Genomic DNA, 20,339 nt, shown 5'->3' with positions numbered 1-20,339 from the left:
CTGTTGTGCTGCTTGGGGTTGCGTTGTGACGCGGCTCGCGCTGTTGTCGACGTCGGACACCGACCTGCTGTCGGCGCGTTCGAGCGGCGTCGATTGGGTGGTAGGCAACCCGTCCCGGCTCGACCTGACCGGCGGGGATCCCCGAGCGCTGCCTGCGCTGCTGGCCGGAACAGACCTGGTGATCGTCCGAATCCTCGGATCTGCCCGCTCCTGGCAGGCGGGACTGGACCTGGTTCTCGCCCACGGGGTTCCCGTCATCGTCCTCGGTGGCGAGCAGACCCCCGACGCGGAGCTGATGGGTTGGTCGACGGTGCCGATCGGTACCGCCGCAGAGGCCCACCGCTATCTCGCCTACGGCGGTCCGGCGAACCTCGCTCAACTGCACGCGTTCCTGTCCGACACGGTGCTTCTCGGCGGTGAAGGTTTCGAACCCCCGCTCGAGCTGCCCGAATGGGGCATTCTCGACCGTCCCGCAACCCCTGACGCGGCGCTCCCGCGAGTCGGCGTGTTGTTCTACCGCGCGCACCACACCAGCGGAAACGTCCAATTCGCACACGATCTCGCCGATGCGATCGACGCGACCGGCAAGGCGCGCGGCGTCGCAATCCACTGTGCGTCGTTGCGCGGTGCCCCGGATGATCTTCTGCGCGAACTCGGCACCCTCGATGCCCTGGTCGTCACGGTCCTCGCCGCGGGTGGCACCAAACCCGCGACAGTGAGCGCCGGTGGCGAGGACGAGGCGTGGGACGTAGCGGCGCTGGCCGCACTCGACATCCCGATCCTCCAGGCGCTGTGCCTGACTTGGAGCCGCGACAGCTGGGCCGACTCCGACGACGGTGTGTCCCCGCTGGATTCGGCCACTCAGATCGCAGTTCCCGAATTCGACGGGCGCATCATCACGGTGCCGTTCTCGTTCAAGGAACTCGATGCCGACGGACTGCCGCGTTATGTCACCGACCCCGAACGTTGCCGTAGGGTCGCGGGTATCGCGGTGGCACATGCCCGGTTACGGCGTGTCCCGCCACAGCAGCGCCGGATCGCCCTCATGCTGTCGGCATATCCGACGAAACACTCCCGGGTCGGCAACGCCGTGGGCCTGGACACCCCGGTATCGGCGATCCGGCTCCTGCGGACCATGCGTGAACAGGGTTACGACCTGGGCGACGGCTTTCCGGGCATGGATCTCGACGACGACGCAGAAGCCGGAAACGCCCTGATCCACGCGCTCATCGATGCGGGGGGACAAGACGAGGAATGGCTCACCGCGGAGCACTTGTCCGGTAACCCTGTGCGCGTCACCACCGCTCAGTACCGCGAGTGGACGAAGAATCTGCCCGCGGAACTGACCGATGCGATGACGGAAACCTGGGGCGAGGCCCCCGGCTCCTTGTTCGTCGACGGTGACGGCGACGACAAGTCCGTAATCCTCGCGACGTTGCAGGCCGGCAATGTGGTGCTGATGATCCAGCCGCCCCGCGGTTTCGGTGAGAACCCCGTCGCGATCTATCACGATCCCGATATGGCGCCGTCACACCACTATCTCGCCGCGTACCGGTGGGTGGAGAACGGTTTCCGCGCCGACGCAGTCGTGCATCTCGGTAAGCACGGCTCGATGGAGTGGCTGCCCGGCAAGAACGCGGGCCTGTCCGCGTCGTGTGCGACGGACGCCGCGATCGGCAACATGCCGCTCATCTACCCGTTCCTCGTCAACGATCCGGGCGAGGGCGCGCAGGCCAAGCGGCGCGCGCACGCGACGATCATCGATCACTTGATTCCGCCGATGGCGCGCGCCGAATCCTACGGCGAGATCGCGCGTTTGGAGCAGTTGCTCGACGAGTACTCGAACATCGCGGCGATGGACCCGGCCAAGCTCCCGGCGATCCGCGCGCAGATCTGGACGTTGATCCAGGCCGCGAAACTCGACCACGACCTCGGCCTGGACGATCGCCCGCACGACGCGGAGTTCGACGACTTCCTGCTGCACGTCGACGGCTGGCTGTGCGAGGTGAAGGATGCGCAGATCCGCGACGGCCTGCACGTGCTCGGTGGTGCCCCCGAGGGGGACGCGCGCGTGAACCTGGTGCTGTCCATCCTGCGTGCAGCCCAGGTGTGGGGAGGGAAATCGCACGCGGTGCCCGGGCTTCGCACCGCATTGGGTTTGAAGCCCGACGCGCCGCTCACCGAGGTCGACGCGGTCGAGTCCCAGGCCCGTGCGCTTGTCCGTGCAATGGAAGACTGCGGCTGGACTTGCGGATCTGGCGCAGCCACAGTCGAATCCGTACTCGGGCGTGCCGACCATGAGGTCGCACGAGTGCTGGAGTTCGCTGCTGAGCAAGTGGTGCCCCGCCTGGCGCGGACCACCGACGAACTCGATGCGGTGCTGCATGCTCTCGACGGCGGCTACATCCCCGCCGGGCCCTCCGGATCGCCGTTGCGGGGCCTGGTCAACGTGCTGCCCACCGGCCGCAACTTCTACACCGTCGATCCCAAGGCGGTCCCGAGCCGACTCGCCTACGACACCGGCGTGGCCCTCGCGAATGCCCTGATCGAGCGATACCTGGCCGATGTCGGCGAGTATCCGCGGTCGGTGGGGCTCTCGGTGTGGGGAACGTCCGCGATGCGCACCGCGGGGGACGACGTGGCCGAGGTCCTCGCGCTGATCGGCGTGCGTCCCGAATGGGACCCCGAATCGCGCCGGGTCCGAGAGCTGACCGTAGTGCCGCTCGAGGAGCTCGGCCGGCCACGCATCGACGTCACCGTCCGCATCTCCGGCTTCTTCCGCGACGCGTTTCCGCATGTCATCGGAATGCTCGACGACGCGGTCCGCATGGTTGCGGCACTCGACGAACCCGCCGACCGGAACTACGTTCGCGCTCACGCGCAGCGGGACGAGGCCGAACACGGGGACGCGGACCGCGCGGTGCGGCGGATCTTCGGTTCCAAGCCCGGGTCGTACGGTGCGGGGATCCTGCAACTCATCGACTCCGGGAACTGGCGCACCGATGCGGATCTCGCCGAGGTGTATACCGCGTGGGGTGGCTTCGCCTACGGTCGCGGCCTGCACGGCGTACCCGCCGCCGAGGACATGCGCGCCAACTATCGACGTATCGCGGTGGCGGCGAAGAACACCGACACCCGCGAACACGACATCGCCGACTCCGACGACTACTTCCAGTATCACGGGGGCATGGTCGCGACGGTACGCGCACTCACCGGCAACGACCCGAAGGCTTACATCGGAGACTCCACCACCCCCGACGCGGTGCGCACCCGGTCGCTCGCCGAGGAGACCGCGAGAGTGTTCCGTGCCCGCGTGGTCAATCCGCGCTGGATCACGGCGATGCGCCGCCACGGTTACAAGGGCGCCTTCGAACTCGCCGCGACCGTCGACTACCTCTTCGGGTACGACGCCACGGCCGGTGTCGTGCAGGACTGGATGTACGAAACCCTCGCGCAGACATACGCTCTCGATCCCGAGAATCAGCAATTCCTCCGCGAGGCGAACCCGTGGGCGTTGCGCGGGATCGTCGAGCGACTCACCGAGGCCGCCGACCGTGGTCTGTGGGCCGAGCCGGATCCCGACACCGTGCAGGCGCTGCAGCAGGCCTACCTCGACGCAGAAGGCGATCTCGAGGACCGCGGGTGACGGTTCGGCGGCTGCGGCTCATCGGTATCGGCCCGGGTGGCCCCGACGACCTGACCGTGGCCGCCGTGCACGCGTTGAACAGCGTCGACGTGTTCCTCGTCGCCGACAAGGAAGCCGAAGCCGGACGTGCCGGTACCGGTGATCTCGTCGCTGTGCGGCAAGAGATCTGCCGGCGTCACAGCACGGGGGACTACCGCGTCATCGCGGTGCCCGATCCGCCACGCGACCGGACCCCCGAGGCATACGGCGCCGAGGTGCGCGACTGGCACGCCGCACGCGCCGAAGCCTACGAGATCGCTCTCCTCGAACAGGTTCTCGACGGCGAGACCGTCGGGCTCCTCGTGTGGGGAGATCCGAGCCTGTACGACAGCACTATCCGTGTCGTCGAACGCATTCGCACTCGTGGACTGCTCGACATCGACTACGACGTGATCCCGGGAGTCAGCAGTGTGCAAATGCTCGCGGCACGGCACAGGCTGGTGCTCAACGTGATCGGAGGCCCGATCACCATCACGACGGGCCGGCGGCTCGCCGAGGAGGTGGCCGGAGGAGCGGAGAACATCGTGGTCATGCTCGACGGGCAGCTCGCGTGCTCGGAATTACCCGGCGTGTGGGATATCTGGTGGGGCGCACAGCTGGGAACGACCGACGAAGAACTCGTGGCCGGACGCCTCTCCGACGTACTTCCCGAGATCGAGAAGGCGCGGGCACGGGCGAAGGTCGCGCGAGGCTGGGTAATGGATACGTATCTGCTTCGCCGCGCCCCCGGTGACCGTTCACCACGTCGGTCCAGGGCGTGACTCCACCACCGTCCCGCCTGACGTGAGCCTGTCCGCCCACCCGCTGCTATGTCCATGTTCGCGACGGTCTTGTACGCTTCGATACGACGTAGGGAACACCGGTGCGAATCCGGGGCTGTCCCGCAACTGTCACCGAGGAGCGATCCCCCACTCGTACGGCCACGACCCATCACGGTTGGAAGGCCGGGGGAGAGCGTCGATCCGGGAGCCAGGACACCTGCGCCGACCGAAGTGACACCACGAGGATGGACATGAACAACTCGATATTCACCGCCCGGCAGGGGCGGCACCCGATGCTGCGCACAGGCATCGCAGTCGTCGCCGCGACCCTCGCGGTCGCAGGCTGTTCGACGAACGACGCCGCGACCGGCGCCGAACAGGACGTCGACGTCTCGTCGTCCGCGACGAACTATCCACTGACCATCGACAATTGCGGTTATTCCGTCACGATCGATGCGCCCCCGCAACGGGCAGTCTCGCTCAACCAGGGCTCCACGGAGATCCTGTTGTCGCTCGGACTCGCCGATCGGATGGTCGGCACCGCGACGTGGACGGACCCGGTGCGCGACAACCTCGCAGCCGCGAACGAGACCGTCCCGCGTCTCGCCGACAACAAACCGTCGTTCGAAGTGGTCCTCGAGACCGAACCCGACTTCGTGTCGGCATCGTTCGGCGGCACGCTGGGCGAGGGCGGTGTCGCGGACCGGGATCAGTTCGACCGGCTCGGGGTGCCGTCGTACCTGTCGCCCACCGATTGTGAAGGCAAGAACGACGAGAGTGTCAACGCCGACGGCAACCGCACCGAACCGCTCACGATGGACTCCGTCTACAAGGAGATCCGCGAGCTCGCAGCTATTTTCGACGTGCGGGATCGCGGCGAGGAGTTCGTCGCGGAACTCGAGCAGCGATACGAGAACGCTGCTGGTGAGGTCGATGCGTCGGAGGTCTCGCTGGCGTTCTGGTTCGCCGATATCAACACGCCCTATGTGGCGGGCTGCTGTGGCTCGTCGGGCATCATCACGAACTCCGTCGGGGCGAAGAACGTCTTCGACGACACGACCAACGAGTGGCCGCAGGTCAGCTGGGAGTCGGTCCTGGACCGGGACCCGACCGCACTGGTGCTCGGGGATCTGAGTCGCCGCAGCATCGACGGTGACGCCCTCGACAGCAAGATCGCGTTCCTCGAGTCGAATCCGGTCACACAGCGACTGTCCGCGGTGCAGAACAAGCGTTACATCGTGGTCAACGGCGCCGACATGAACCCGTCCATCCGCACGGTCGACGGGATCGAGAAGGTCGCCGCCGCAGTGCGGGAATGGAACCTCGGCAACCGGTGACGGCCGAGATGAAGACCCGGTTGCCCGTCAGGGGCGACCGGGTCCCGGTTGTCGCTGTGATCACCGTGGGAGTGGTGGCGCTTGCTCTGTCGATCGCCGTCACCGTCACCATAGGGCCCGCGAATCTCTCTGTCGGGGACGTCTATTCGGTGATCTTCGACAAGCTGGGTATGAGTGGGTCGACGGTGAGTGCAATCCGGGAGGGCATCGTCTGGGAACTGCGGCTACCTCGAACGTTGCTCGCGGCGGTGTGCGGGGCCGGCCTGGCCGTGTGCGGCGTGATCATGCAGTCGCTGCTGCGAAATCCGCTCGCCGACCCGTTCGTGCTGGGTATCTCGTCCGGTGCCTCCACCGGCGCCGTGATGATCGCGGTCCTCGGCATCGGAGGCGGTGCGATCTCGTTGTCCGGTGGAGCATTTCTCGGCGCACTGGTGTCGTTCGGGCTGGTGCTGCTGCTCGCGTCCGGCGCGGGCGGCGGAACCTCCCGTGTGGTCCTCGCCGGTGTCGCGGGTACCCAATTGTTCTCCGCGCTCACCTCTTTCATCGTCATCTCGTCGGCCGACGCGGAACGCACCCGCGGCGTGCTGTTCTGGTTGCTCGGCTCGCTCGCGGGCGCAACCTGGAGCGACGTGATCCTGTGCGGCAGTGTGTGCGCACTGGGGATCGCGGTGTGCCTGCTGAAGGCCTCCGCGCTCGATGCCTTCACCTTCGGATCGTCCACCGCCGCGACGCTCGGAATCGCGGTGGGTCGTACCCGTCTGATGTTCCTGGTGGTGACGGCACTCATCACCGCGGTACTGGTCAGCGCGGCCGGTGCCATCGGGTTCGTGGGCCTCGTACTACCCCACGCCGCACGATTCCTGATCGGCCCCAGGCACAGTCGTCTCGTACCGGTCGCCGCAGTGGTGGGGGCGGTGTTCATGGTGTGGGTCGACGCGGTGGCACGCACGGTCTTCGCCCCGCAGGAGGTTCCGGTCGGCGTGGTCACCGCGCTGATCGGTGTGCCCGCCTTCGCCCTGATTCTCTTCCGAATGAGGAGCACGCAGTGACGAGGAAAACAGAGACACTGGCGGCAACATCGCTGAGGTGGAGCCGGGGCGGCAACCTCGTAGTCGACGACGTGACGATCGACCCGCGGCCCGGCGAGACAATCGGGCTGCTCGGCCCCAACGGTTCCGGCAAGTCGTCACTCCTGCGTCTGCTTGCCGGCGTCGACCGTCCGGACGCGGGCACTGTGACGCTCGATGGTGCCGACATCCGGTCGCTCGGCCGCCGCGTCCTGGCCAGGCGGGTCGCGATGGTGGGACAGCACTCGCACACCGAGGTCGACATCAGGGTCCGGGATGTGGTTCGGCTGGGCCGAGTTCCACACGCGGACGTCTTCGGCCGCGACGACGGAGGCGACGCCGCGATAGAACGGGCGCTCGTGGCCACCGGTATGTCCGAGCACGCCGACCGCCTGTGGCGGGCCATGTCGGGCGGAGAACGCCAGCGCGCCCAGATCGCGCGGGCGCTCGCCCAGGATCCGCAGGAACTCCTGCTCGACGAACCGACCAATCACCTCGACGTCCAGCATCAGCTCGACATCCTGGAACGGGTGGTGGCATTGCCGGTGACCAGTTACGTCGCACTGCACGATCTCAACCTCGCGGCGATGTTCTGTGACCGGGTCGTCGTTCTCTCGAAGGGACGGATCGTCGCCCAGGGCCCACCTATCGAGGCACTGACGTCCGACATGATCGAGCACGTATACGGGGTGCGTGCCTCCGTCGTCGACGACGGAGGCACGCCGGTGATCCGGTATCACCGTGTCCGTGACCGGGAGTTCGCCGGGCAGGGGTGACCGTCGATCAGGAGTGACGGAAACCTTGGCCGCTGCGGTCGCGGGGATCGGGTTCGAGTCCGAGGAGCTCGGCCCGAATCCGATCCCACGCCTCGAGGTGCTCCCACACGGGTTCGTCCGTGAGGCGCTGAGTGTTGGTGAGGAACGGCGTGGGAAGCATGACGGTCATCATCTGCTCGTCGCGACCGTTGAACAGGCGCAGGCCCCACGACGAGACGGTGTCGTCCGCGCCGATCCGGCGATAAAGCTCGGCGCGGCTGCAACGACGGATACGGCCGAGTTCCGGTCCGCTCGCGGTGTGCTCACCGATGCACAGATGAAAATGCCACCGCCCGAAGTCGACCGTCGCGTACCCGTCGTACATCGAAATCTTTTTCGGCGCATTGGGAGCCGCAACCTCGAGCGCCGAACCTTCGATGAGGAGACCGAACCACATGTCGTTCCAATACTCGTCGAACAGCATCCGGATCAGGCGGAGAAGGCTGTCCTCGTCGACGGGCAGCGCCCAACGCTGCTCGCGTCCGCCGTCTTCGGTTTCGAGGATCTCAGGGCTGAAAGTGGACGTCACGATCTCTCCTTCGAGGACATGGCAGGAGGGGTGGGAAAAGGACAGTCGCCGCACACGCCGCCGTTCGGGGTGCGATAGAACAAGCAGCAGCTGCGACGACGATGCGTGGACCGATCGAGTGCGGTGCGGAGCCGCGGGTCGCCCAGCAGGGCTTCGACGTACGGCGTTGCCGCGGGCCCGAGCACGCGACCCGCGCCGATCAACGCCGACGCGGTATTGCCCCACATGAGGCCCGGGGCCACGACATCCGCCCACGCCTCGATGAGCGGTTCGAGTTGGGCATCGAGGACCTCGGCCGCGACGGAACCACCGAAGCGTGGATCGGCGAGGTGCAACTGCATGCCGCCGTCCGTCCGCCACAGCAACATCCCCGGATCGAGCCGGATGCATCGACCCGACGTCGTCACCGATCCGAGCGCGACGGACCACATCCTCGCGGCGTACCCGAAGAACACGGTCGAGGCGGCGACCCGCGGCTCGCTCGTAACCATCCGGTCGGCCGTCGTGGACACGAGCGCGTCCCGTATTGCGCACTCGCGCAGGGCGGTCGTGGGCTGCCAGGGGCCGGGCGCCGGTCCGGTGCCGACCGCGAAATACGGACTCTGCGTGGCGATTTCCTCGAGCACTTCTGTTGGGTCAGGCACGGCTGTCATCCCCCGTGAGATCGAAGACCAGTGTCTGCGGATCGAATCGCATGCGTCCGCGGTCGAATGCCGCCCCGATCCGTCCGGATTCCGCGAGGGCCGCCGGGGTGTCGCACGTCAGCGTCCGATCGGCGTCGAGCAACCACATCCGGTCCGACACTCGCAACGCGAGTTCGAGTTCGTGGGTGGACATGATCACGGCAAGGTTCTGCTCCCGGGCGAGGCGGCCCAGAACGTCGACGAGTTCGACCCGGGACGGTACATCGAGGAACGACGTCGGCTCGTCGAGGACGAGCAGCGACGGTTGTTGCGCGAGTGCGCGGGCGGTGAGGGACCGTTGCCGCTGGCCGTCGGACAGTTCGGTGAACTGTCGTGCGGCCAGGTGTGTCGCCCCGACGGCGTCGAGTGCCCAATCCACCACGGCCCGGTCCTCGGGGGAGAGCCGGGCGCTCGCGGGCAGATGTGGGGTGCGACCGAGTGCGACGAGTTCCCGCACGGTGAGTAGGCCGGGGTCGATGCGCTCGGTGAGCACCACCGAGATGCGGGTGGCGAGGTCGGCGGGCCGGACCGACGACAGGTCGTCGCCGTCGATCAGGACCTGTCCGTGCAGCACCGGTTGCAGTCCGCACAGCGTACGAAGGAGCGTGGATTTACCGGCCCCGTTGGGGCCCACCAGAGCGGTGAGTTCGCCGCGTCGCGCGACAGCGTCGAGACCGGTCGCGACGGTGGTGACACTCCGTCGGCGAAGAGCGCACCGGCGGTTGTAACCAATTGTCACATCACGTAATTCGATGCCGTTGGGATCGGCCGTGGATACGTCGGTTCGGGTCACAGCGCGGATCCCAACGCCCCGCGACGGCTGCGCACGAGGACGGTGATGACGACCGGCGCACCGACCAGGGCGGTAACGGCATTGAGTGGGAACACCGTGTCCGTGCCGGGCATCTGGCTCACCAGCCCGCAGACGAGTGCGACCACCGCGCCCAGTAGGGCGACGCCGGGCAGCAGGACGCGGTGGTCGGAAGTTCCGAATGCCATGCGGGCCAGATGCGGGACGATGAGTCCGAGGAATCCGATCGGCCCGCAGAACGCGGTGGTGGCACCGGCGAGCAGTGCTGCCGAGACGACCGTCGTCAGGCGCACGGCGCGGATGTCGATACCCATGGAGCGGGCGTACCCCTCGCCGAGCAGCAACGCGTTGAGGGCACGCACCGTGAGAAGCGCGGCGGCGATTCCGGTCAGGACGATCGGGACCAGCAACGCCAGATCGGACCACGTGGTCGCGGTGAAACTGCCCAGACCCCACACGAGGAACTGTTGGCTGCGTTGGGGATCGGCATAGACGAGCAGGACCGAGACCACCGCGGTGGTCGCCGAACCGAGCATGACCCCGATCAGGAGGAGCGTGACCGCCGAACGCACCCACCGCGACAACAGCATGATCAGCATGAGCACCGCTGCGGCCCCGAGTGCGGCGGCGATGACCACGCCGGCCCGCCCGAGTCCGGCGAGATTCGCGGTGAACCCGCTCGCACCTCCACCGCCGGCCACCACGACGAGCGCGACGCCGAGACTCGCGCCGGAACTGGCACCGAGGATGTAGGGGTCGGCGAGCGCATTGCGGAACAGCGTCTGCATCTGCAGGCCCGCGATGCCCAACGCGGCACCCACCACGATCGCGGTGATCGTGCGGGGCAGGCGCAAATCGCGGACCACTGTGCCCCATCGGGGATCGGACGCGTCCTGGCCCGTGAGGATACGAAGGGTCTCGCCGATGGGCACGGTCACCGACCCCAGGGTCACCGACAACACGACGGCGAGGGCGAGCGCCGCGGCCAACGCAGCGAGCGCCACCGCGACGCGCCCGGTGCGAAGAGGAGGCGACGTGACGCCGTCCTGCGTCCGGGGTGCCGGGTCGAGCGTGGTTGTCACGCCGGCAGTTGCCGGTAGAACGTGAACTCGTGATCCGGCAGGATTTCGGGGTGCAGGATTGCCACCAGATCGGACAGGATCAGGTCGGGGCGGAGCACACCGCGTTCGTAGAAGTCGTTACCGCCGGTCTCGTTCGTGGCCTTGTTCGCGTTCCATACCTCGCCCGTCCCGATCGCGGCGAGACTTCCGTAGCGCTCGTCGTCGGCCAGGGCATCGGCGATGGAGGTCCAGCTGTTGACGACCAGCCACGTCGGCGCGTCCGAGGCCTGGGCAATCACCGACTCGAAGTCGAGGGGCAGGGATCCCGTGGTGGTGACGTCGTCCCACGGCCACTGTGCACCGGCATCGCCGAAGAACTTGCCCATGAAACTGCCGCCCGAGGACATGTACCAAGTGCCCTGGGACATCCCGCCGAGAAGTACCGGAGCGGGGTCCGCGGCGGCGGCCTTCTCCGCCACATCGAGGTAACGCGTACGGATGTCGCCGTACACCTCGGCGGCCCGCTCTTCGGTGCCGGTCAGCGCCGCCATGACTTTGATCCATTCGGCGCGGCCCAGCGGTGTGGCCTCGAGCCACTCGGCGTTCGCGACCACGCCGATGCCGGACTCCCGCAACTGCGTGTACGCGGGGTCGTCCGAACCGCCGGTCATCAGGACATCAGGTGCGGCCAGGACCACGGCCTCGGTGTCGACGGTGCCGCCCGCTGCGTACTCGACGACGTCCCCGGAGGCGATGCGATCGCGCGCGGCGGCGTCGGAGACGAAAGAGCCGCTGGAGACGCCGGTGAGAGTGTCGAGGACTCCGAGTTCCGTCACGAGGGGCAGATGGGTGGTCGACGCCGAGTACAGGCTCGTGATGGGCACCGTGATCTGCTGCGCGTCGGCCAGCTCACCCGAGAGCTCCGGAGCAGGCGCACCGCACTTGACCAGCACGTACGACTCGGGTTCGGCGCCGGAGAACGGTTCGACGACGGTGAGGATCTGGTAGCTGTTCTCGTAGGTGAGCGAGAAGTTCTCCGCGTCGGTGATCTCCGACTTGGCCGGGAAGTAGTCGACCGTTGCATCGAAGTCCGTGATGCACCCCGCGTCGGCGCCGGTATCGGCGCCGATCGAGCTGCCGGTGGCGGACGAACACCCGCTCATGGTCAGGCCCACTACGGCAACAGTGAGGAGAACTCCAGGGAAAACCGCGCGTGAGCGCATGGCGAAGACGCCCTCTCTCGGGGAAATCCGCCCCGGACAGTGAGGTACGACAACGGGAGTCTCCTGGCTCTCGGATCGTCGCTCGCCTCCGCCTTACGACCCTGACGGATCGCGGCCGAAATGGAGGTCTGCTCCCCGATTACAGTGGCGGGACCGCGCCGGACTCACACCGGCTTCCTCGTTCGTCGTCGTAATGACGTCGGCAATTTAACACACCTTGCGACTACGAAAATGTGGGCCTGCGCCCGCCGACTATCGGAACTCACGGCGCTGACCGCACTGCTCCTCGGAATCTCGGTTGCAACTCTCCGAGATCACCGGTTCGGGCTCAGGTCGCTCTCTCGTCGCACGGCCTCGAACGCGCGACGACCCCCACGTCTCTACCCGGATGTCATCGGATGTCGCCGTTCGGACCGTAGAGGCGGGCGATGTCGGGGGAGTCGAGCCATCCCGAGTAGGTGGGCGATTGCGGCCAGCCCTCGGGAGAATCCTGCCATTCTTCCTGGCGTCCCCACGGCAGGATGTCGACCAAGGGGAAGGTGTAGCTGAGCTGTTCGGTGCCGCGGCCGGTGGTGTGCCAGGTGCGGTAGACCGTGTCTCCGTCGCGGAGGAACACGTTGACCGCGAAGCCACCCCCGGGCGGTGCGTCGACGTCCGCTCCGAACGAACTCTCCGAAGACGAGTACCAGTCCATCATGTTGCCGGTCTTCGCCTTGTATGCCAGAGCTTCGCCGATGGGCCCGTTGGTGACGATGACGAAGCCGGCGTCGTAGTTGTCGAGGATGCCCAGCCGGGTCCACTGCGAGGTGAGGCCGGTGCAGCCACCGCACTGCCATTCCTCGCCGTCGGACCACATGTGGTTGTAGACGATCAGTTGTGAGCGGCCGTCGAACACGTCGGCCAGCCGGATCGGACCGTCCGGTCCGATCAGTGTGTAGTCGGGCAGTTCGACCATCGGGAGTCTGCGCCGCTGCGCGGCGATGGCGTCGAGTTCGCGGGTGGCGGCCTTTTCGCGTCTGCGTAAGTCGTCCAGCGCGGTCTGCCAGGTCTGCCGGTCGACGACCGGGGGTAGGGCGCTCGAGGTTTGCTGGGTCATGATGCCTCCGAGGTCGATGGATCTGGTCTGCAGTTGTGACCCGGCAGCCACCCGGAAGTCATCGCGCTCGTTTCGCCTCGGCCGATGGATGGTTAACGGACATAGCGAATCCGCTTGTCTCGCTCGTCGCGTCGTCGCGTCGTCGCGTCGTCGCGTCGTCGCGTCGTCGCGTGATGTAGCGAGTGGATCGTCAGATCTGAGGACCCTCGGATCGGAGATCGTCGACCTTTTTCATCGCCTCACGCAGTTCGGTGAGCCACTCCTCCGAGTGCTGCCCGGCGAGCCGGACCGCCCACTTCAGAGCGTCGGCGCGAGACCGGGCGACGCCCGCGTCGACGAGCGTGTCCAGTACCTTCCGTTCGGGCTGCCTCAGCCGCGTCATCACCGGGACTGCGAGGTGGGTGAACAGGACGTGGCGTTCACCGACCGTGACTCCCCAGGCGACCTTGCGCCCGTAGCGGGCCTCGGCTTCGTCGGCGATACGCATTCGGTCGGGGCGGGTGCTTTCGCGGAAGCGGGAGATGCGGCCGTCTACGGCAGCGGCCGATGTGTCGTCGGGTGCGGGAAGTTCCCCGATCACGGTGATCTCCTCGCGGTCGACCTCGACGGTGGCGGGACCGGTGAACCAGTCGTCGGGCAGTCGTCCGGCGAACCATTCGGTGGCGTCCCCCGCGTCGGGCACATGTGCCTGCTGCCAGCCGCCTGGTCGCCCGAAGCCGGGTGAATTCATGTGGTGATGTCGCATGATCGTCCTCCTCGGACGCATCGACGTGCAGATTTGCTGTGATTACAGTATTACTCCGTTGTTGTGACGGGCGCCGCTATCGGGCGTTCGGATCCTGGGTTGTCAGTGCTCCCGAGTTGACATGCGAGGGGTGAACACCGTTCACTCTTGCGGGGTGAACAACGTTCACCCCGGAGGGAGGAGAACGGAATGCGAAGTGCGGAAAACGAGGCACGCAGACAGCCCGCCTCGAGCGGCACGATCACCGCGCTGCTGAGCCTGGCAGGACTGGTTGCCGCATTACAGACCACGCTGGTCATTCCGTTGTTGCCGGACTTCCCAGAGCTTCTCGACGTGTCCGCCGGGGACGCCACCTGGCTGGTCACCATCACCTTGCTGACCGGAGCTGTGGCCACACCGATCGTCTCTCGGCTGGCCGACATGTTCGGCAAGCGCCGAATGATGGTGCTGGCGCTGTCGATGATGGTCGTCGGATCATTGATCGCAGCGCTCGGCGGAACCTTTCTCGCAGTCCTGATCGGCCGTGCCCTGCAGGGATTCTCGTCCGCGCTCATCCCGGTGGCGATGGCTGTGCTCCGTGATGTGCTCCCGCGGGAGAAAGTCGCCGGCGCCGTGGCGCTCACTAGCGCCACGATGGGGATCGGGGGCGCGCTGGGCCTGCCCACCGCAGGTGTGCTCTACGACAGTTTCGGCTGGTCGTCGGTTTTCTGGGTCTCTGCAGCCGCCGGATGTCTGCTCCTGCTGGGGATTCTGCTCGTCGTCCCGGCAAGCGCCACCGGCACCCGGGGGCGATTCGACATCGTCGGAGCGCTGCTGCTGTCCGCCGCGCTGACTGCGCTGCTCCTCGGAATCTCGAAAGGGCCCGCGTGGGGTTGGTCGAGCCCGCAGACCGTCGCGAGCCTGGTCGTTGCCGTCCTCGTCCTCGCCGTCTGGGTGCCGTACGAATTGCGGGTCCCCGCACCGATGGTCGACCTCCGCGTGTCCATGCGCAGGACGGTGCTGCTGACCAACATCGCTGGGCTGTTCGTCGGATTCGCCGCTTACGCGAACACTCTTTCGACTACCCAGCAACTGCAGCTCCCCGAGATCACCGGCTTCGGGTTCGGGCTCAGTGCGGCAGCGGCCGGGCTGTGCATGGTGCCGGGAGGTATCGCCATGCTGCTCTTCTCGCCGCTGTCGGCACGAGTGGCCTCTCGGTTCGGCGGGCGTGCCACCCTCATCACCGCGACACTCGTCATGACGGCGTCCTACGCGTTCCGCATCGCGTTCGACGACACCGTCGTCCTCATCATCGTCGGTGCCGTTTTCGTCAGCATCGGCAACGCGATGGCCTACGCGACGATGCCCGCGTTGATCATGGCAGCCGTTCCGCTCACAGAGACGGCCGCCGCCAACGGGCTCAACAGTCTGCTCCGCACGATCGGAGCGTCGAGCATGAGCGCGGTCGTCGCCGCGCTCCTGACCGGGTTGACGGTCGAACTGGGGGGACGCGCGTTCCCCGCGCACGGGGCCATCGTCGCGATGTTCGCGATCGCGGGCGCCGCCACGTTCTTGGCTACGCTGGCTGCCATGTTCCTTCCGAAACAGCGACCCGCGCAGCCTTCCCCGGTGGGCCCGGCGACGACGACCGCGGTGACGGCACCGGCCGGATCATGACGCCCGCGCATGCCGGAGTTCCTCGGGCCGGGTGCCGACGTGGGTGAACCGAGCACCCGCGAGATCATCCTCGATGCCGCCAGAACGTTGTTCGCCGAACGTGGTTTCAGCGGAACCACGATCAGAGATGTCGCCGAGGCTGCGGGCGTATCGCCCGCCCTCGTGATGAAACTGACCGGCAGCAAGGCCCAACTGTTCCAGGCCGCTGCGCCCGACGCGCCGGGTCTAGCCGATATCGAGCGCCCGGACGAGTCGATCGGTTGCCGGATGGTGCGTGCCCTCGTCGAGCGACGAGACACGGGAGACTACGAATTCTGGGCCATGGCACCATTTCTCGTTCAAGAGGCACCCGACCCGGAGATCGCCCGGCAGAAGATGGTGACGCGTGTCGTGCCGCGGATCGCGGCAACGATCGGTGAGCAGTCGGAAGGCTTGGTGCGTTCGCGGATCATCGTGACGCTCCTGCTCGGACTCGCCGGTGGGCTGCGCACCTTCGAGGTGCTCACAGCGGATGACGTCGGGAACGAGGAACTCATCGAGACCTACGGCGGACTCATCCAGCAAGTCATAGATTCCGGCCGGTGAGGTGCAGCAACAGTAGCGAGATGGGCTCGCGCACCTCTTCGCCCGCGCCGGCAGCCCAATCGACGTCGGTGGCAACGAGCCTGTAGCCCCGAAGTTTTCGCTGCGCACGGTACGGAAAACCCATCGACCAGACGTGGTCGGCACCGGCACGCGCCGCATCGAGCGGCATCGGGCGGTCGATTCCGAGTGGTCTCGCGATGTCCTGTTCGTGTACGAGTACGTCGACGAGGGTGTTCTTGTAGTTGGTCGGTGCGGGGAGCCGACGCGACTCGGCGTTGTCGTGCAACTCGTCGGCGAGCTGGGAATTTCTGCGTGTCTCGGCGTAGCGCACGGCCGTGTCGTGGTTCATCCGGTCGAAACTGCCCCACGCGCGCAACAGGTCGCGGAGGAGTGCCGGCACGGAGGGTGGCTGCGATGCCAGTGCCAGATGTGCTGCGACGTCCCGGACGAGCCACCCCTCAGCGAGTGACGGTGTACGCCATTGTTCTTCGGTGAGAGTCGCGAGGAGATCCGCGGTGGCGCGGCGTTCGGCGGCGATGATTGTCCAATATTGTTCGGCGTCCATGGCACACCTCGAATTGGTAAGATTCTCGTACTATTGTGCGTCTGCCGGAACGATGCGTCAAGGGATTCGATGAACGAAGAAACAGCCGTAAGAGCACCCGGCGTCAATCTAGGTCTGCTGCTGTTCATTCCGTACCGGGCGCTCGAGAATCGCGTCCTCGAAGTCCTTCGGGAGGACGGCTTCGACGATCTGTCGCTTGCTCAGGCGCGAGTGTTCCAGCGACTGCACCCGGAAGGCTCGAGGATCACCGATCTTGCGGTCGCCGCGCAGATCACGAAGCAGACCGCCGGCTTTCTCGTAGACGGACTCGAACGGGCGGGTTATGTCATGAGGGCGCCCGATCCGCGAGATGCCCGCGCAAAACTCGTACAGATCACCGAGCGGGGACGCCGCGCCGTCGAGGCCGCCGCGCGTGTCGTGGCCGACGTCGAGGCGGAATGGGCCGTCCACCTCGGTGCACGCCGAACGGCGCAACTGCGCGAGATCCTGACGGATCTCCGCGAGATCACCGACCTCCGAAATCGGTGACGCACCGGTCGGCGAGACGAATCGCGGTGACGGCACCGTCACGGTGCGCTGGGAGCCTGGGCGGCCCTGGCGCGGCCCGTGAGATCCTCGAGCGTCAACCGGTGACGCGGTTCGTGCTCCGCGATCATCGTTCGTGACACCTCGTGACGAGGTCCGACATGAAGAAGTTCTCCCGACGCCAGCGACTCCCAGTCCGGGTCCTCGTCCATCCGCTCCGTGGCCACCACAACGGCCGGCCGGCTGGACAGATCGCCCGAGCGAGCACGCACCGTTCCGGCGGCACTCGCGTGCTCGAGATGACGGCCTCCGCTCGGCCCGCCGGAACGCCGCTGCAGGACCATGAGGTCGTGGGTGTCCGGGTAACGGAACGCCCACAACTCCTCGGCGGTCACGAGCACGAAGTTCAGCGACAGTATTCTCAGCCGGTCGGCGACCCATCCGACGGCCGCCGCGATTCCGGCACCGACATCACCGCCCTGCTCGTCGATGTGGCGGGTGATCAGCGCGAAGAATCGCTCCGAATCCGTATCGCCGTGCACGAGAGTGCGGTAGTCGCCGAGTTCGGCTTCCAGCAGCGGAAGGTCTTCGATCACCCCGTTGTGGGCGAACAACCTGCCGTTCTGTTCGAACGGATGGGTGTTCGCGAGGACGGTGCCTCCCGTGGTCGCGTACCGGACGTGGGCGACGAAGGTCCGGGACTCCCGCTCCCTGGCTTCGAGCGCGAACCGACGGTCCTCGTATGCCGCGATCGGTTGCTTCTCGAGCAGCGGAGTGCCGTCGGCAGAGAAGGTCCCCAAACCGGTTCCGTCGGGCATTCGCCGACTCTGCTCGGCGAGGCTGTCTTCGGCGTCGAGGAGCCAGAACGTGGCGTGCACTCGATGGGGGGCTGCGGACATCCCGAACAATCGGCACATTGCCGTCGTCCTCTCGATCGAGGCCGGGTCATCACCAGTATGACCACGCCCGAGGGCGCTCCGCACCGGTTCCACACCCGAAACCGGGTTGTGCCCGGGATGGGCGATCTGCCCGGACCGCCCTCGCGCGGACGACGAGACTTCCCGATCGGGGCTACCGTGAGGAAAACGAAAGGGAGCAAATGCGTATACGCGACAAGGTATTCGTCGTCACCGGCGGCGGCAACGGAATCGGGCGCGACGTCGTCCTCGAGCTTCTCGTACGCGGAGCGCGGGTCGCAGCCGTCGACCTTCGCAGTGAGGCGCTCGACGGTACGCGGGCACTGGCGCCCGCCGCCGGTGACCGGCTGACAACCCACACGGTGGACGTGTCGGATCGCAGCGCCGTCGAGGCGCTCGTCGGCGAGGTCGTTGCCGCTCACGGACAGGTGGACGGCATCGCGAACGTCGCCGGGATCATCCAGCATTTCGTGCCGTTCGCCGAACTGTCGTACGACGAGATGTCGAAGGTGATGGATGTCAACTACTGGGGCGTCGTGCATATGTGCAAGGCGTTTCTTCCCGAACTCACGAAGCGTCCGGAGGCCAGTCTGCTCAACGTCTCCAGCATGGGCGGTCTCGCACCGGTGCCGGGTCAGTCCGTGTACGGCGCCAGCAAGGCCGCAGTGAAGCTTCTGACCGAAGGGCTGTATGCGGAACTCCGCACCACGAACGTCGCCGTGACGCTCGTCTTCCCCGGCGCGATCCGCACCGGCATCGCCGAGAATTCGGGGGCGTCCATTCCGGGCCGCGACACCGATGCGGGCGCTGCGAAGATCACCTCGTCCGCCGAGGCGGCGCTGCGCATCGCGAACGCGATCGAAAAGGGCACGTTCCGTATGTGTATCGGCAAGGACGCCTCGATGATCGACCTGCTCTCGCGGATCATGCCGCGCCGCACGATCGACATGGTGGCGAAGAAAATGGGGTCGCTCGTCGATCGCTGAGCCGATGGCGACCCGTGAGGCACCGGGCCGACGGCGGTCGGCGAGTCCCGCGCTTACGAATTCTCCTCCTCGGAGTTCTCCGTCTCGGTGGCCGGACCCGCAGGCGTAGCACCACCTTCGGTGGTCCACTCGGTGGACTCGCCCTCGGTGGAGCGCGCGGGGTCGGACACGACATCGGGAGCCGCATCCTCGCTCCCGTGTTCGGTCGACGTGGTTTCGGGGTCTTTGTGGTCGGCCACTGACATGCTCCTCCGTTGCGACGTTCCGGTCGGGATACCCATATCGGTGGCGCTCAACCGCCGGTGTGGAAGACCTCCCGGCGGGGTACCGGGAAACACAGGCCGACGACCGAGGGAGGCAACCGTGTCCGACGAGGCCCAGAACCGGATGCAACACCCCGGAGAGCAACACCCTGTTCCCCCGTTGGAGCAACAACCCGAGATCGCCTACCCCGGCGCGACCGGCGAACTCGTCACCGCTCCGGACCACGGCGAACTGACGTATCGGGGCTCCGGAAAACTTCTCGACCGGCGTGCACTGATCACCGGTGGTGATTCCGGTATCGGGCGCGCCGTGGCGCTCGCCTTCGCGCGGGAAGGAGCAGACGTCGTCCTCTGCCATCTCCCGGAAGAGGGCGAGGACGGCAGGCGGACTGCCGAACTCGTCGAAGCGGCGGGACGGAGCGCCGTGCTCGTGCCCGGGGACGTCCGGGAAGAAGACTTCTGCCGACACCTCGTCGCCACGACCGTTTCGGAGTTCGGTGGGATCGACATCCTGGTTAACAACGCTGCCTACCAGCACCTGGTACCCGGTGGGATCGCCGACATGACCACGGACCGGTTCGATCGCGTCATGAAGACGAATCTCTATGCCCTGTTCTGGTTGTCGAAATTCGCAGTGGCCCGGATGGAGCCGGGATCGACGATCGTCAACACCACCTCGATCCAGGCGGTGAACCCCTCACCTGGTCTGCTCGACTACGCCACCACGAAGGCCGGCATCGTCGACTTCACGAAAGGACTTGCCGCAGACGTCGCGAGTAAGGGTATTCGTGTCAATGCTGTTGCACCCGGCCCTATCTGGACGCCGTTGATCCCTGCGACCATGCCCAAGGACGCGTACGAGCAGTTCGGTAAGGATGTGCCACTCGGCCGTCCCGGACAGCCGGCGGAACTCGCTCCCGCGTACGTGTTCCTCGCCTCGCAGGACTCGAGTTACATCACCGGGGAGACCATCGCGGTCACCGGCGGGGTGCCGTTCACCTGACGAGCAGGTACCCCGGGGTGTGGCCG

General features: G+C 66.7%; 20 protein-coding genes and 2 riboswitches. Of the genes, 10 read left to right on the top strand and 10 right to left on the bottom strand.

Going from position 1 to position 20,339, the window contains the following annotated elements:
* Nucleotides 1–25 precede the first annotated feature (25 nt).
* From cobN to HF886_RS01850, 5 genes are all read left to right on the top strand, one after another.
* Nucleotides 26–3,646: a cobaltochelatase subunit CobN gene (gene cobN, locus HF886_RS01870; protein ID WP_169651382.1), complete on the top strand. Its 3,621-nt coding sequence runs from the start codon at nucleotides 26–28 to the stop codon at nucleotides 3,644–3,646.
* On the top strand, nucleotides 3,643–4,446 hold the full coding sequence (gene cobF, locus HF886_RS01865; RefSeq protein ID WP_169619082.1) for a precorrin-6A synthase (deacetylating): 804 nt from the start codon (nucleotides 3,643–3,645) through the stop codon (nucleotides 4,444–4,446). Before cobN ends, cobF begins: the two co-directional genes overlap by 4 nt.
* Before the next feature lie 52 nt (nucleotides 4,447–4,498).
* Nucleotides 4,499–4,686: riboswitch (cobalamin riboswitch) on the top strand.
* 53 nt (nucleotides 4,687–4,739) lie between these two features.
* A complete protein-coding gene (locus HF886_RS01860; RefSeq protein ID WP_169651584.1) occupies nucleotides 4,740–5,783 on the top strand; it encodes an ABC transporter substrate-binding protein in 1,044 nt (347 codons plus the stop codon).
* 8 nt (nucleotides 5,784–5,791) lie between these two features.
* Nucleotides 5,792–6,832 carry an iron chelate uptake ABC transporter family permease subunit gene (locus HF886_RS01855; RefSeq protein WP_169651583.1) on the top strand — a complete coding sequence of 347 codons (1,041 nt, stop codon included), beginning with the start codon at nucleotides 5,792–5,794 and terminating at the stop codon, nucleotides 6,830–6,832.
* Nucleotides 6,829–7,626, top strand: coding sequence for an ABC transporter ATP-binding protein (locus HF886_RS01850; protein WP_169651381.1), 798 nt, complete (start codon nucleotides 6,829–6,831; stop codon nucleotides 7,624–7,626). Before HF886_RS01855 ends, HF886_RS01850 begins: the two co-directional genes overlap by 4 nt.
* Before the next feature lie 7 nt (nucleotides 7,627–7,633).
* Here HF886_RS01850 and HF886_RS01845 read toward each other — a convergent pair whose 3' ends face one another.
* From HF886_RS01845 to HF886_RS01815, 7 genes are all read right to left on the bottom strand, one after another.
* Nucleotides 7,634–8,194: a hypothetical protein gene (locus HF886_RS01845; RefSeq protein WP_169619086.1), complete on the bottom strand. Its 561-nt coding sequence runs from the start codon at nucleotides 8,192–8,194 to the stop codon at nucleotides 7,634–7,636.
* Nucleotides 8,191–8,838, bottom strand: a complete 648-nt coding sequence (locus HF886_RS21330; RefSeq protein WP_346765275.1) for a (2Fe-2S)-binding protein — start codon at nucleotides 8,836–8,838, stop codon at nucleotides 8,191–8,193. The genes HF886_RS01845 and HF886_RS21330 overlap by 4 nt, the downstream gene beginning before the upstream one ends.
* Nucleotides 8,831–9,670 (bottom strand): ABC transporter ATP-binding protein, encoded by an 840-nt coding sequence (locus HF886_RS01835; protein ID WP_169619090.1) that lies wholly within the window; start codon nucleotides 9,668–9,670, stop codon nucleotides 8,831–8,833. The genes HF886_RS21330 and HF886_RS01835 overlap by 8 nt, the downstream gene beginning before the upstream one ends.
* Entirely contained in the window at nucleotides 9,667–10,692 is a 1,026-nt protein-coding gene (locus HF886_RS01830; RefSeq protein ID WP_169619585.1) for an iron ABC transporter permease, read from the bottom strand. The genes HF886_RS01835 and HF886_RS01830 overlap by 4 nt, the downstream gene beginning before the upstream one ends.
* 74 nt (nucleotides 10,693–10,766) lie before the next feature.
* Nucleotides 10,767–11,912, bottom strand: coding sequence for an ABC transporter substrate-binding protein (locus tag HF886_RS01825; protein WP_240954832.1), 1,146 nt, complete (start codon nucleotides 11,910–11,912; stop codon nucleotides 10,767–10,769).
* Between the two features lie 95 nt (nucleotides 11,913–12,007).
* Nucleotides 12,008–12,189: riboswitch (cobalamin riboswitch) on the bottom strand.
* Between the two features lie 174 nt (nucleotides 12,190–12,363).
* Complete coding sequence (locus HF886_RS01820; protein ID WP_169651378.1) at nucleotides 12,364–13,068, bottom strand: DUF899 family protein; 705 nt, start codon at nucleotides 13,066–13,068, stop codon at nucleotides 12,364–12,366.
* 190 nt (nucleotides 13,069–13,258) lie between these two features.
* Nucleotides 13,259–13,813 carry a hypothetical protein gene (locus HF886_RS01815; RefSeq protein ID WP_169651377.1) on the bottom strand — a complete coding sequence of 185 codons (555 nt, stop codon included), beginning with the start codon at nucleotides 13,811–13,813 and terminating at the stop codon, nucleotides 13,259–13,261.
* Nucleotides 13,814–14,002: 189 nt separating this feature from the next.
* Between HF886_RS01815 and HF886_RS01810 the strand changes: the two genes are divergently transcribed.
* The gene (locus tag HF886_RS01810) at nucleotides 14,003–15,469 is read left to right on the top strand and encodes an MFS transporter (RefSeq protein ID WP_169651376.1); all 1,467 of its coding nucleotides are present in this window, start codon (nucleotides 14,003–14,005) and stop codon (nucleotides 15,467–15,469) included.
* Nucleotides 15,470–15,478: 9 nt separating this feature from the next.
* Entirely contained in the window at nucleotides 15,479–16,054 is a 576-nt protein-coding gene (locus HF886_RS01805) for a TetR/AcrR family transcriptional regulator (RefSeq protein ID WP_169619100.1), read from the top strand.
* Here the strand turns inward: HF886_RS01805 and HF886_RS01800 are convergent.
* Nucleotides 16,035–16,619, bottom strand: a complete 585-nt coding sequence (locus HF886_RS01800; protein WP_169651375.1) for a maleylpyruvate isomerase family mycothiol-dependent enzyme — start codon at nucleotides 16,617–16,619, stop codon at nucleotides 16,035–16,037. The genes HF886_RS01805 and HF886_RS01800 overlap by 20 nt on opposite strands.
* Nucleotides 16,620–16,688: 69 nt before the next feature.
* Between HF886_RS01800 and HF886_RS01795 the strand changes: the two genes are divergently transcribed.
* Entirely contained in the window at nucleotides 16,689–17,147 is a 459-nt protein-coding gene (locus HF886_RS01795; protein ID WP_169619103.1) for a MarR family transcriptional regulator, read from the top strand.
* Between the two features lie 38 nt (nucleotides 17,148–17,185).
* Here the strand turns inward: HF886_RS01795 and HF886_RS01790 are convergent, their stop codons facing one another.
* A complete protein-coding gene (locus HF886_RS01790; protein WP_169651374.1) occupies nucleotides 17,186–18,061 on the bottom strand; it encodes a class II glutamine amidotransferase in 876 nt (291 codons plus the stop codon).
* A gap of 182 nt (nucleotides 18,062–18,243) precedes the next feature.
* On the opposite strand from HF886_RS01790, the gene HF886_RS01785 reads away from it, so the two are divergent.
* Nucleotides 18,244–19,047 carry an SDR family oxidoreductase gene (locus HF886_RS01785; RefSeq protein ID WP_169651373.1) on the top strand — a complete coding sequence of 268 codons (804 nt, stop codon included), beginning with the start codon at nucleotides 18,244–18,246 and terminating at the stop codon, nucleotides 19,045–19,047.
* A 53-nt stretch (nucleotides 19,048–19,100) separates the two neighbouring features.
* Here HF886_RS01785 and HF886_RS01780 read toward each other — a convergent pair whose 3' ends face one another.
* Nucleotides 19,101–19,292 carry a hypothetical protein gene (locus HF886_RS01780; protein WP_169651372.1) on the bottom strand — a complete coding sequence of 64 codons (192 nt, stop codon included), beginning with the start codon at nucleotides 19,290–19,292 and terminating at the stop codon, nucleotides 19,101–19,103.
* A 142-nt stretch (nucleotides 19,293–19,434) separates the two neighbouring features.
* Between HF886_RS01780 and HF886_RS01775 the strand changes: the two genes are divergently transcribed.
* Nucleotides 19,435–20,313, top strand: coding sequence for an SDR family oxidoreductase (locus HF886_RS01775; RefSeq protein WP_169651582.1), 879 nt, complete (start codon nucleotides 19,435–19,437; stop codon nucleotides 20,311–20,313).
* Nucleotides 20,314–20,339 lie beyond the last annotated feature (26 nt).

Source organism: Rhodococcus sp. 105337 (assembly GCF_012844225.1).
In the GTDB taxonomy this organism is placed as follows: domain Bacteria; phylum Actinomycetota; class Actinomycetes; order Mycobacteriales; family Mycobacteriaceae; genus Rhodococcus.
This window is presented reverse-complemented; position numbering and strand designations above follow the sequence as displayed.